Raw genomic sequence first — 11,996 nt, forward strand, 5'->3', positions numbered from 1 at the left:
TCATGGGCCATGCAAAAAGCGCGCCTTGTCTAGAACAAGACGCGCTTTGTAGATTAGGACCCTGGCACCGAGCTATTTTCACAAGGGGCAACCCCCTCACTATCTTCACCGCAGGTGCGTTTCACAACCGAGTTCGGGATGGGTCGGAGTGGGACCACACCGCCATTGGCACCAGGAAAGCTATTGAGCTTACTGTTAATCTCTCAGTAGAGCCCTGAAAGACTGCATAGATTAGTATTAGTTCGAATAAGAGTTCATCCATGAGACCCCTTGACTGATAGGACAAGCCCTCGGTCTGTTAGTATTCCTCAGCTTCATACATTGCTGCACTTCCACTTAGAACCTATCAACGGGTCGTCTTCCCGTGACCTTACTGGATTAACTCCATGAGAGCACTCATCTTGAGGTGGGCTTCCCACTTAGATGCTTTCAGCGGTTATCCGCTCCGCACTTGGCTACCCTGCGTTTACCGTTGGCACGATAACAGGTACACCAGAGGTGCGTTCTTCCCGGTCCTCTCGTACTAAGGAAGACTCCTCTCAATGCTCTTACGCCTGCACCGGATATGGACCGAACTGTCTCACGACGTTCTGAACCCAGCTCGCGTGCCGCTTTAATGGGCGAACAGCCCAACCCTTGGGACGTACTACCGCCCCAGGTTGCGACGAGCCGACATCGAGGTGCCAAACCTCCCCGTCGATGTGAACTCTTGGGGGAGATCAGCCTGTTATCCCTAGAGTAACTTTTATCCGTTGAGCGACGGCCCTTCCACTCGGTACCGTCGGATCACTAAGGCCGTGTTTCCACCCTGCTCGAGTTGTCACTCTCGCAGTCAAGCTCCCTTATGCCTTTACACTCAAAGGCTGATTTCCAACCAGCCGGAGGGAACCTTTGCGCGCCTCCGTTACCTTTTAGGAGGCGACCGCCCCAGTCAAACTGCCCACCTGATACTGTCCACTAACCGGGTCACGGTCAATGTTAGAATCCTAGCCTTGATAGAGTGGTATCTCACCAGCGACTCACTAACACCCACAAGCATTAGTTCTATGTCTCCCACCTATCCTGCGCAATCAAAGCCCGAACCCAATACCAAGCTACAGTAAAGCTTCATAGGGTCTTTCTGTCCAGGTGCAGGTAGTCCGTATCTTCACAGACAATCCTATTTCGCCGAGCCTCTCTCCGAGACAGCATCCAGATCGTTACGCCTTTCGTGCGGGTCGGAACTTACCCGACAAGGAATTTCGCTACCTTAGGACCGTTATAGTTACGGCCGCCGTTCACCGGGGCTTCGGTCGCTAGCTTCATCCGAAGACTGACCAGCTTCCTTAACCTTCCGGCACTGGGCAGGCGTCAGCTCCTATACTTCCTCTTTCGAGTTTGCAGAAACCTGTGTTTTTGGTAAACAGTCGCCTGGATCTCTTCACTGCGACCCCCGTTAAGGGGTACCCCTTCTCCCGAAGTTACGGGGCCATTTTGCCGAGTTCCTTAGAGAGAGTTATCTCGCGCCCCTTAGTATACTCAACCCACCCACCTGTGTCGGTTTACAGTACGGGTCTGTTCGCTTCATTACATCCACAGCTTTTCTAGGCACTATCGTTCACTACGCAGCTTCCGTAGAAACTTCCCAATCCATTTAGGGTGTAGCTAGTTGTCATGCGTCCCTGCAATGCTCCACAAACAAAGTTCAGGAATATTAACCTGATATCCATCGACTACGCCTTTCGGCCTCGCCTTAGGTCCCGACTAACCCTCCGCGGACGAGCCTTCCGGAGGAAGCCTTAGGTTTTCGGGGTAGATGATTCTCACATCTATTTTCGCTACTCAAGCCGACATTCTCACTTCTGCTTCGTCCACACCTGCTCTCGCTAATGCTTCTCACTACTACAGAACGCTCCTCTACCACTTGATAAATCAAGTCCACAGCTTCGGTACATCTCTTAGCCCCGTTCATTTTCGGCGCAAGAACGCTTGACCAGTGAGCTATTACGCACTCTTTCAAGGATGGCTGCTTCTAGGCAAACCTCCTGGTTGTCTCAGCATTCTCACCTCCTTTATCACTTAGAGATGATTTGGGGACCTTAGCTGATGGTCTGGGCTGTTTCCCTCTCGACGATGAAGCTTATCCCCCACCGTCTCACTGGCAATGTATTCACTGGGTATTCTGAGTTTGTCTCGATTTGGTACCGCTCTCGCAGCCCGCACCGAAACAGTGCTTTACCCCCCAGCTATAATCACTACCGCTGCGCCTAAACACATTTCGAGGAGATCCAGCTAGCTCCGGGTTCGATTGGCATTTCACCCCTAACCACACCTCATCCGCTCCTTTTTCAACAGAAGTCGGTTCGGTCCTCCACTTAGTGTTACCTAAGCTTCAACCTGGACATGGTTAGATCACCCGGGTTCGGGTCTATAAACACTGACTATCGCCCTTATCAGACTCGGTTTCCCTTTGGCTCCGTCATTCTCGACTTAACCTGCCAGTGCTTATAAGTCGCCGGCTCATTCTTCAACAGGCACGCTATCACACGTTTAATCGTGCTCTAACTGCTTGTAAGCTCATGGTTTCATGTTCTATTTCACTCCCCTCCCGGGGTTCTTTTCACCGTTCCCTCGCGGTACTATTCGCTATCGGTCACACAGGAGTATTTAGCCTTACGAGGTGGTCCTCGCTGATTCAATCGGGATTCCACGTGCCCCAACCTACTCGGGATTCAGCTAGTATCCTTCAAATTTCGACTACAGGACTCTCACCTTCTTTGGTTCACCTCTCAAGTGATTCGTCTATCCTCCAGATTCCATATCGCTGTCCCACGACCCCAACTCTGATAAGAATTGGTTTAGGCTCTTCCCGCTTCGCTCGCCGCTACTAAGGGAATCGAGTTTTCTTTCTCTTCCTACAGCTACTAAGATGTTTCAATTCGCTGCGTTCGCTCGTACCCACCTATAGATTCAGTGGGCCGTACGTAGGGTTGCCCCATTCGGAAACCCACGGATCAATGCATGCTTCCTGCTCCCCGTGGCATATCGCCGGTAACCGCGTCCTTCTTCGCCTCTGTGTGCCTAGGTATCCACCATGAGCCCTTTGTAGCTTGACCTCTCAGTCTTTTTACTAAAGGTTCTCTGTGTCGAACTACCTATTCGACTAATCTATGCAGTTGTCAAGGTTCTCGCTAGACCTAAATCCAGCAGCCTATTCCCCTAGCCCATCTCTTAACAGACCTAAACAGGGTGCTGAAGTTATTCCTATCTCTGCCAATCTGACAATATTTGGTGGAGGTAAGCGGACTCGAACCGCTGACATCCTGCTTGCAAAGCAGGCGCTCTACCAACTGAGCTATACCCCCATCAGTGGGCCATCCTGGACTCGAACCAGGGACCTCACCCTTATCAGGGGTGCGCTCTAACCACCTGAGCTAATAGCCCCAGCCTATACAACCTAAACAATAGTTTGAAATTCCCTCAATCCTGTCACGACCTAGAGTGACCAATATCGCTCCTAATAAAAATTCGTTCGGAGTCGATTCGGTAGGTCTCCCTTAAAGGAGGTGATCCAGCCACACCTTCCGGTACGGCTACCTTGTTACGACTTCACCCCAGTCATCAGCCCTGCCTTCGGCACCCCCCTCCGAAAACGGTTAGGGTAACGACTTCGGGCATGGCCAACTTCCATGGTGTGACGGGCGGTGTGTACAAGGCCCGGGAACGTATTCACCGCAGTATGCTGACCTGCGATTACTAGCGATTCCTCCTTCATGCAGGCGAGTTGCAGCCTGCAATCTGAACTGAGCAACGGTTTATGGGATTAGCTCACTATCGCTAGTTGGCTGCCCTTTGTCCGTTGCATTGTAGTACGTGTGTAGCCCAGAACGTAAGGGGCATGATGACTTGACGTCGTCCACACCTTCCTCCGAGTTGTCCCCGGCAGTCTCTCCAGAGTGCCCAACTGAATGATGGCAACTAAAGACGTGGGTTGCGCTCGTTGCGGGACTTAACCCAACATCTCACGACACGAGCTGACGACAGCCATGCACCACCTGTCTCCTCGCTCCCGAAGGCACTACCCAATTTCTTAGGTATTCGAGGGATGTCAAGTCCTGGTAAGGTTCTTCGCGTTGCATCGAATTAAACCACATACTCCACCGCTTGTGCGGGCCCCCGTCAATTCCTTTGAGTTTCACACTTGCGTGCGTACTCCCCAGGCGGGATACTTAACGCGTTTGCTTCGGTACTGCACGGGTCGATACGCACAACACCTAGTATCCATCGTTTACAGCTAGGACTACAGGGGTATCTAATCCCTTTCGCTCCCCTAGCTTTCGTCCATCAGCGTCAGTCTTGGCCCAGTAGAGCGCCTTCGCCACTGGTGTTCTTCCTAATATCTACGCATTTCACCGCTACACTAGGAATTCCCTCTACCCCTACCATACTCTAGTTAATCAGTTTCAGTTGCTCTCCCACAGTTGAGCTGCAGTCTTTAACAACTGACTTAATTGACCGCCTACGGACGCTTTACGCCCAATAATTCCGGATAACGCTTGCATCCTCCGTCTTACCGCGGCTGCTGGCACGGAGTTAGCCGATGCTGATTCCTCTGGTACCGTCAGATCTTCTTCCCAGAGAAAAGAGGTTTACAATCCACAGACATTCCTCCCTCACGCGGCGTTGCTCCGTCAGGCTTGCGCCCATTGCGGAAAATTCCCCACTGCTGCCTCCCGTAGGAGTCTGGGCCGTGTCTCAGTCCCAGTGTGGCTGATCTTCCTCTCAGAACAGCTACTGATCGTCGCCTTGGTAAGCTCTTACCCCACCAACTAGCTAATCAGACGCGAGTTCATCCTCAGGCACATTAAGCTTTCAGCTCTCGCCATATGGGGTATTAGCTTCCGTTTCCAAAAGTTGTCCCCCGCCTAAGGGCAGATCCTCACGCGTTACTCACCCGTCCGCCACTCACCCCGAAAGGTTCGTTCGACTTGCATGTGTTAAGCACGCCGCCAGCGTTCATCCTGAGCCAGGATCAAACTCTCCATGGTAATCTCATTGCTCCCTAAAGAAAAACAAGACTCATTCATCAAGTGTTGACCTGACACTCAGTGTTATCTAAGTATCCGGTCGTTTGACATCGGCCTCAACCTCGTGATAAGGTCTAACCAATTTCAAACTAAAGAAATTAAACAGGATTTTGTTAGAATCTCAAACTATTGATTTGTCTAGGTTCTGACTCGATTCGGTTACGGTGTTCGCCGCTCCCGTCTCAAGCGCTTTACTAATATAGCGAGCTATTCGTCACTGGTCAACTCCTTTCTTGAAGTTTTTTCGGAAAGCCGCAAAACGCCTTAGAACAAGGCGTCGAAGCGAGTTTTGGCCATGCCCATCGTGACTATGACACAACTTTCTTTAGAATTTAGATGAAGCTTTTAGGTGTTTTGGTCACAGCTTTATTGCTGAAGCTGGCTTACTTACCAATCGATGGCAACTATTACTAGCGTGAGTTGTGTTGTTGACTTGAAGCTAGCTAGTAGACAGTGCAATCGTTTGTCTCTATTTAAATAGGGTGAGCTTGAGCAGAAAAAATACTGTGAATATCAACTGGATCGGCTTAGATGATCAGCTAAAGCAATGGCTGCAAGAAGATATTGGTCGTGGAGATCAGACCACTTTAGGTTTAGACACCACAGGTGTAAGACAGGGAAGTGGGTATTGGATAGCAAAAGCATCGGGCGTCATCTGTGGACTTCTGATCGCTCGTAGAGTGTTTGCAATCCTGTCTGATTTAGACGGCACATCGGTTAATCAAATAAAGTTTGAGCCCTGTGTTGTTGAGGGCACATGGGTAGAAGCAGGCACGACCATTGCTCAAATGAGCGGTTCCTTCGCTCATTTGCTCACGGGTGAACGAGTCGCCCTGAATTTAGCAATGCATCTTAGTGGTATTGCGACTGCTACCCGGCAATATGTCGATGCAATTGCAGATCTGCCAGCTCAGCTCGTGGATACTCGCAAAACGACCCCAGGGCTTCGAGCCTTAGAAAAGTATGCAACTCGCATGGGCGGTGCGAAAAACCACCGTATGGGCCTTGATGACGCCTTGATGGTTAAAGACAACCATATTGCTGCTGCGGGTGGAATTGCGCAGGCAATTAAAGCTGTAAGGTTAGCTATGCCTTATCCGCTCAATATAGAGGTAGAGACAGAGAATTTAGAACAGGTTGAGGAGGCATTGAACCATGGTGCCGACATTATTATGTTGGACAACATGACTCCAAGTGTGATGGAGCAAGCAGTCTACTTAATTCGACAGCATAGTTCTCGGATCAAGATTGAGGGATCCGGCAACGTTACTCTCGAAACCATTCGTGAGATTGCATTAACGGGTGTTGACTATATATCAAGTAGCGCGCCAATAACTCGCTCATCCTGGCTGGATTTGAGCATGCGCTTAAAATGCGAGTGAAATTTAGCGAATTGTCCGTTTGCAAACGTTTGCAAACGGACAATTGCAAAATAACAAAGCTTCAAGCATTTTCTATTTGAGGAAGGCACAATTGAAAAGACTCAAAGAGTATGTGGGGTGTTGACCACCGTGAGCCATAGATCCAGCCAAGAAGTCAAAATCGTCAAGTTGGATATATTAGACACCGACTATGCTGCCATGGTTGCTGGTGAACCAATTTCTGATGAACGCAAGCAGCGGTTAGAATCTACCGACCCCCAGGCATTCAAATATATTAGTCGGCAAATCTCAAGATATCGCTACGGTTGTCACACTCAAGAGGAACGAGATGATGCTCTTTATAATATAGGAGCCATAGTTGGGTTGATGACACCTTCAGATATAGAAGACGTCAACGATCGCCTACGTCATACGGGCCATCTGTATCTCACTCAGGGAGAACGATTGCAAATCCTAAATTGGTTAGAAGATGAGTTGGCGGTTTCATTCGAACGTGGAGTTCATGAATAGGTAACCAAAGAGTTTAGTGGGAGAGTTAATCTAGGGTTATCTTTTCTATAAGGGTGGTTTATTTTAAAGCCCGTACCTGGGACACTAGGGATAGAAAATAATCCACCTTTTAATACTCTCCAAGTATATGTCTGCTGCTGTATCTCCCCCAGCTACCTATGATCAAACACTCCCTATGCTTTGTGGCTGGGAGTCATCTATTGAGGAGTTGAGTAGTTTCGACGAGCCAGTTTTTCTGGAACGCAGTAATCTCGATCTCAACAGCCTATCGGCAGGGTTTGCGATCGCACTTCACATGCACCAGCCGACGATCCCAGCGGGGCCAGCGGGCAAGCTTATCGGCCATTTGCAATATATGTTTGAACACCACTATGAAGGTGACAATCATAATGCTGGACCATTTGCCTATTGCTATGCCCGCATGGGTGATTTTATCCCTGAGCTTGTGAGTCAGGGTTGCAACCCACGGGTCATGCTGGACTATTCAGGGAATTTGCTGTGGGGCCTCCAGCAAATGGGGCGTGACGACATTCTCGATAAGCTCAGAGGGATCACCTGCGATCCTCGGTACCAAACCCATGTGGAATGGTTAGGTACATTTTGGGGACATGCCGTTGCCGCTGCCACGCCACTACCCGATATCAAGTTACATATTCGAGCTTGGCAGCACCAGTTTGCCAGCATTTTTGGATTAGAAGCACTCAAGCGAGTTCGAGGATTCTCATTACCTGAAATGCAACTGCCGAATCATCCCGATGCTCTGTACACGTTGGTTAAAACTCTCAAAGAGACAGGTTATCGCTGGGTCATGGTCCAAGAGCATACCGTGGAAATACTGACAGGTGAGGGAATTCAGCAACCACATCTGCCTCATCGTTTGGTGGCTCGCAACAGTCATGGCGACACAGTGTCGATCACAGCCTTAATCAAAACCCAAGGTTCTGATACTAAGTTGATTGGTCAAATGCAGCCGTACTACGAAGCCAAGACTTTAGGTAAGATGCCCCTTGGAAATAAGTCAATCCCGCCTCTAGTGAGCCAAATCTCTGACGGTGAAAATGGTGGCGTCATGATGAATGAATTTCCAGGAGCCTTTAAACGAGCCTGGCATGAATCTCGCCATGAGCACACAGTTACCGGAATTAACGGTACCGAGTATCTGGAACTGTTAGCGGCAGCCGGAATCACAGAAAGTGATTTTCCTAACTGTCAGGCGAAAGATCAACATAAACTGTGGCAGGCTCTGGATGGCAACATTACACCAGAACAGGTGGGTGATGCGATCTCAAATCTAGCGGAGCAAAACACTAGATTTACAGGAGGCTCATGGACTAACGACCGCAGTTGGGTCGATGGATATGCCAATGTCATTGACCCCATAGAACGCCTAAGTGCTAGCTTTCACCAGGCCATTGCTGCAGTGCCAGCAAGCAAGCAAGCCTACTTAGCATTAAATGCCAACTATCGCCAGGCACTCCTGCACAACCTAATTCTACAAACCAGCTGCTTCCGGTACTGGGGTCAAGGGCAGTGGACAGATTATGCCCAGACAATTTATCAGCGGGGCTGTGAATTTGTTGATCGAGGTTTTGTCTAAAAGGCTTTGACCTAGTTTTGACCTAAACTGTTATCCCATTCATACGACTGAGAAATGTCTGTAAACGCTCACTCTGAGGGTTCTGCAACACGTCTCGAGGAGCACCAGTTTCTTCGACTACACCTTGATTGAGAAATAGGACACGACTCGCGACTTCCCGAGCGAACTGCATTTCATGGGTCACTACGGCCATGGTCATACCATCTTCAGCCAGGGTGCGCATCACCTGAAGCACTTCGCCCACCAGTTCAGGATCTAGAGCGCTTGTCGGTTCATCAAATAGCAAAATGTCAGGTTGCATACAGAGGGAACGCGCGATCGCAACGCGTTGTTTTTGTCCACCTGAAAGCTGATCAGGATAAGCTGAGGCCTTTTCAGCTAAACCAACTTTATTTAAATAGACGTGTGCTCGCTCTTCCGCTTCCTTAGTAGAAAGCCGAAGCACCTTACGGGGGGACAGCGTCAGATTGTCCAAAACACTCATGTGAGGATAAAGGTTGAACTGCTGAAAAACCATCCCTACTTTTGCTCGCAACTGCTGTAACGCCTTAGCACTCAGATTAGGGGCTGATAAATTAATATTATCTACAACCAACTGACCACCACTGATGGTTTCTAAGCGATTAAAACAGCGTAGTAGCGTGCTTTTACCACATCCCGAAGAACCAATGATGGCAACAACTTCACCACGTTCAATTTGGCCATTAATACCTCGCAGCACCGATAGGTCGCCATAGCTCTTCTGCAGGTTTGCAAAATAAATTGCGGCTTCTGTCACAACACACCTATCAGTAACATCTTGAAAGGCATCATACCGCTGACATTGTGCTGACGCTACGAATCACAATGTTTTTTAAGTCATGAATGTTTAACAGTAATCACTTACCCGCAGAAATTACGTATCATCGTCGGACAGGTAAGAGGTTTTATTGCTCGGGAATACTCCATGCCATCTCCAGAAACCATGGCTTTCAAAGATAGAATTGTTCACCAATTGAATCAGGTGGCACCTGTTACTGCCCGCTCTATGTTTGGTGGCTATGGTCTCTACGCAGACGGGATCATGTTTGCTCTGATTGCTTATGAAACGCTCTATTTCAAAGTTGATGATGACAATTTAGTCGACTATCTAGAAGCCGACATGGGGCCGTTTCACTATGAACGCCACGGTAAAACCATTCAAATGTCCTACTATCAGCTACCCAAAACAGTCTTAGAAGAACCAGTAGAACTTTTGAACTGGATAGAGAAAGCTCAGGCAGCAGCTCGGCGCAGCAAAAAACCTAAGAAGGTAAAGAAACGTAAGCAACCATGACGCTACAAACAACACCGTTTTTTAATTCCTGGTAGTTTAAACTACACGTTCGAGTCAGATATCAGGGTGATTCAGCCCTAGCGTCTTATCTTCTGCGGTAGATCAGTGACGTCATAACAATAAGGAGCCGATTAAGCATTATGAAACGGTCTCAATTCATAAGAAACGCGTGTTTAAGTCTGGGAGCAGCTGTCGTACTGGCGGCCTGCGGCGGTGGTGGTGATGTCTCCACAACCCCCAGCGCTGATGGTGGCGATGCTGCTGCTGGTCTATGGCTAGTGGGTACTGAGCCCGCCTTCCCTCCGTTTGAGTCTCAGGATGACAGCGGTGAACTTGTAGGGTTTGATATTGACTTGATGAAGGCCATTGGTGAGCAGGCTGGTGTCGAAGTTCAGTTTGAAAGCTTACCCTTTGATGGTCTAATTCCCGCTCTACAGGCTGGCACCATCGAAGCAGCCATTAGCGGCATGACCATTACTGAAGAACGGGCTCAGACAGTGGACTTCTCTCGCCCCTACTTCCGAGCTGGTCTAGCGATCGCAGTAGCTGAAGATGATACTGAAACCACATCATTCGAGAGTCTAGAAGGAAAAACCATCGCTGTACAGCTGGGTACTACAGGTGCAGAGATGGCCGGTACGATTAAGGATGCTAAAATCAGCACCTTTGATTCAGCGCCATTAGCACTACAAGAACTCTCTAATGGCAATGCTGATGCTGTGATTAACGATGCGCCGGTAACGTTGGATGCGATCGCGACTGGCAATATTGGCGGCGTCAAGGTTGTAGGTGAATTGATAACCGAAGAATTCTATGGCATCGCGATGCCCAAAGATTCGCCAAACCTTGAGGCTTTAAATACAGCCTTAGCCGAACTGATTGAAAACGGCACCTATGATGCCCTCTATGAAAAGTGGTTTGGCACCACTCCTGTCGGCACCTTACCGGAAGCTGGCTTTTAGAGGAGACCTTGAACCTTAAAATTCCATGGAAGACACGGATCTTCCATGGAATTTGAGCAAGAATCTTAGCCTTACCCCAATATTCAGGTCCTAGCACTACTCCTTAACAGGTCCTCACAAGGGAACCTATCGACGTGGAATATATTATTAATGCTCTGCCCGCCCTACTGCGGGGTGCCTTAACGACCATACAGTTGACAGCCCTAGCCATCTTCTTTGGCTTTATTGGTGGCACATTGCTCGGCACCGCCAGACTCTCCAAGTTCTGGCCCATACGTTTGGCCACCCGTGCTTACATTGAATTTTTTCGAGGCACACCGCTGCTGGTCCAAATCTTCTGGATTTACTTTGGCTTTCCAGCACTCTTCAAAAGCCTGGGATTAAGCTTTACCTTTGACCGGTGGTCCGCTGGCGTTCTTGCCCTGAGCCTGAATTCAGCGGCCTATGTAGCTGAAATTGTCCGAGGTGGCATTCAATCAATTGATCGCGGGCAGTGGGAAGCAGCTTCATCCATGGGTCTAGATGCGATTCAAACCCTACGCTACATTGTTTTACCCCAAGCCCTGCGACGCATGATCCCACCTTTAGGGAATGAGTTCACCACATTACTCAAGGACACGAGCTTGGTCGCTGTTATTGGCTTGGAAGAACTCTTTCGTCGCGGTCAGCTGACTGTAGCCACCAACTTTCGCGCATTTGAAATTTATACAGCTGTTGGTCTGACCTATTTGGCATTAAACCTGATGTTCTCCCAAGGATTTACATGGTTAGAGCATTGGACAGATCCGACCGAGAAAGCAAAACGCAACGCTTAACTCTCCCATCCACTATTTTCGCCGCCTTGATGACCGATGCTTACTCCCCGGCGGCGTCCGATGAGCACCAAAATATTTTTCGCTGCGATATCGCAACCAGACTCGTAGTTGCTGTGGCACTTTTTCCTTCTGCACCTTAGTAAGTTGGCTATACAACTTTAAGGCGCGCTCCCGCTCACGACGACAGGCGGCATTATTGTGAGCATCCCAAAGTTTTTTAGCAAGACGAATGCGGCGATTAGTTTCCTTGATCAGAGCATCGCCTTGGAGGGGTTGGTCGGGCATATTGTCACAAGGTTAATTGTTGGTTTTGGTTAGGTGTGGCACCCTCATATAGTAAACACCCTGA

At 49.1% G+C, this 11,996-nt stretch carries 8 protein-coding genes, 2 tRNA genes and 3 rRNA genes; 6 read left to right on the forward strand and 7 right to left on the reverse strand.

Annotated elements, in window-relative coordinates:
* Positions 1 to 59: 59 nt before the first annotated feature.
* The 5 genes from rrf to U2F10_RS24465 all read right to left on the reverse strand — a co-directional run bounded on the left by rrf (position 60) and on the right by U2F10_RS24465 (position 5,027).
* Positions 60 to 176, reverse strand: a 5S ribosomal RNA gene (gene rrf, locus U2F10_RS24445).
* A 102-nt stretch (positions 177 to 278) separates the two neighbouring features.
* Positions 279 to 3,095 (reverse strand): 23S ribosomal RNA (locus U2F10_RS24450).
* Positions 3,096 to 3,268: 173 nt separating this feature from the next.
* Positions 3,269 to 3,344 (reverse strand) — tRNA-Ala (locus U2F10_RS24455).
* 5 nt (positions 3,345 to 3,349) lie between these two features.
* Positions 3,350 to 3,423: transfer RNA gene (locus U2F10_RS24460), tRNA-Ile, on the reverse strand.
* Between the two features lie 115 nt (positions 3,424 to 3,538).
* Positions 3,539 to 5,027: ribosomal RNA gene (locus U2F10_RS24465) — 16S ribosomal RNA — on the reverse strand.
* Together the 16S, 23S and 5S rRNA genes with 2 tRNA genes alongside form the textbook arrangement of a ribosomal RNA operon.
* 545 nt (positions 5,028 to 5,572) lie before the next feature.
* Between U2F10_RS24465 and nadC the strand changes: the two genes are divergently transcribed.
* The 3 genes from nadC (at position 5,573) to U2F10_RS24480 (ending at position 8,555) form a co-directional block, all read left to right on the forward strand.
* Positions 5,573 to 6,448: a carboxylating nicotinate-nucleotide diphosphorylase gene (gene nadC, locus U2F10_RS24470; RefSeq protein ID WP_499873561.1), complete on the forward strand. Its 876-nt coding sequence runs from the start codon at positions 5,573 to 5,575 to the stop codon at positions 6,446 to 6,448.
* A gap of 129 nt (positions 6,449 to 6,577) precedes the next feature.
* Positions 6,578 to 6,958, forward strand: a complete 381-nt coding sequence (locus tag U2F10_RS24475) for a hypothetical protein (protein ID WP_499873563.1) — start codon at positions 6,578 to 6,580, stop codon at positions 6,956 to 6,958.
* A 127-nt stretch (positions 6,959 to 7,085) separates the two neighbouring features.
* Positions 7,086 to 8,555, forward strand: a complete 1,470-nt coding sequence (locus tag U2F10_RS24480; RefSeq protein WP_163659102.1) for a polysaccharide deacetylase family protein — start codon at positions 7,086 to 7,088, stop codon at positions 8,553 to 8,555.
* 22 nt (positions 8,556 to 8,577) lie between these two features.
* Here the strand turns inward: U2F10_RS24480 and U2F10_RS24485 are convergent, their stop codons facing one another.
* Positions 8,578 to 9,333 (reverse strand): amino acid ABC transporter ATP-binding protein, encoded by a 756-nt coding sequence (locus tag U2F10_RS24485; RefSeq protein WP_348917855.1) that lies wholly within the window; start codon positions 9,331 to 9,333, stop codon positions 8,578 to 8,580.
* A 168-nt stretch (positions 9,334 to 9,501) separates the two neighbouring features.
* On the opposite strand from U2F10_RS24485, the gene U2F10_RS24490 reads away from it, so the two are divergent.
* The 3 genes from U2F10_RS24490 (at position 9,502) to U2F10_RS24500 (ending at position 11,647) form a co-directional block, all read left to right on the forward strand.
* Positions 9,502 to 9,870, forward strand: a complete 369-nt coding sequence (locus tag U2F10_RS24490; protein WP_163659103.1) for a TfoX/Sxy family protein — start codon at positions 9,502 to 9,504, stop codon at positions 9,868 to 9,870.
* Between the two features lie 140 nt (positions 9,871 to 10,010).
* Positions 10,011 to 10,832 (forward strand): transporter substrate-binding domain-containing protein, encoded by an 822-nt coding sequence (locus U2F10_RS24495; RefSeq protein ID WP_163659104.1) that lies wholly within the window; start codon positions 10,011 to 10,013, stop codon positions 10,830 to 10,832.
* Positions 10,833 to 10,966: 134 nt separating this feature from the next.
* Complete coding sequence (locus tag U2F10_RS24500) at positions 10,967 to 11,647, forward strand: amino acid ABC transporter permease (protein WP_006517019.1); 681 nt, start codon at positions 10,967 to 10,969, stop codon at positions 11,645 to 11,647.
* A 12-nt stretch (positions 11,648 to 11,659) separates the two neighbouring features.
* Here U2F10_RS24500 and U2F10_RS24505 read toward each other — a convergent pair whose 3' ends face one another.
* Positions 11,660 to 11,932, reverse strand: a complete 273-nt coding sequence (locus U2F10_RS24505) for a hypothetical protein (RefSeq protein WP_006517020.1) — start codon at positions 11,930 to 11,932, stop codon at positions 11,660 to 11,662.
* Between the last annotated feature and the right edge of the window lie 64 nt (positions 11,933 to 11,996).

It is taken from the genome of Leptothoe sp. EHU-05/26/07-4 (assembly GCF_043421015.1).
Taxonomy (GTDB): domain Bacteria; phylum Cyanobacteriota; class Cyanobacteriia; order Phormidesmidales; family Phormidesmidaceae; genus Leptothoe; species Leptothoe turfae.

Coding starts and splice junctions, on each gene's coding strand:
- U2F10_RS24505 (WP_006517020.1), bottom strand. CDS start 11,932: ATGCCCGACCAACCCCTCCAAGGCGATGCTCTGATCAAGGAAACTAAT.
- U2F10_RS24495 (WP_163659104.1), top strand. CDS start 10,011: ATGAAACGGTCTCAATTCATAAGAAACGCGTGTTTAAGTCTGGGAGCA.
- U2F10_RS24480 (WP_163659102.1), top strand. CDS start 7,086: ATGTCTGCTGCTGTATCTCCCCCAGCTACCTATGATCAAACACTCCCT.
- U2F10_RS24490 (WP_163659103.1), top strand. CDS start 9,502: ATGCCATCTCCAGAAACCATGGCTTTCAAAGATAGAATTGTTCACCAA.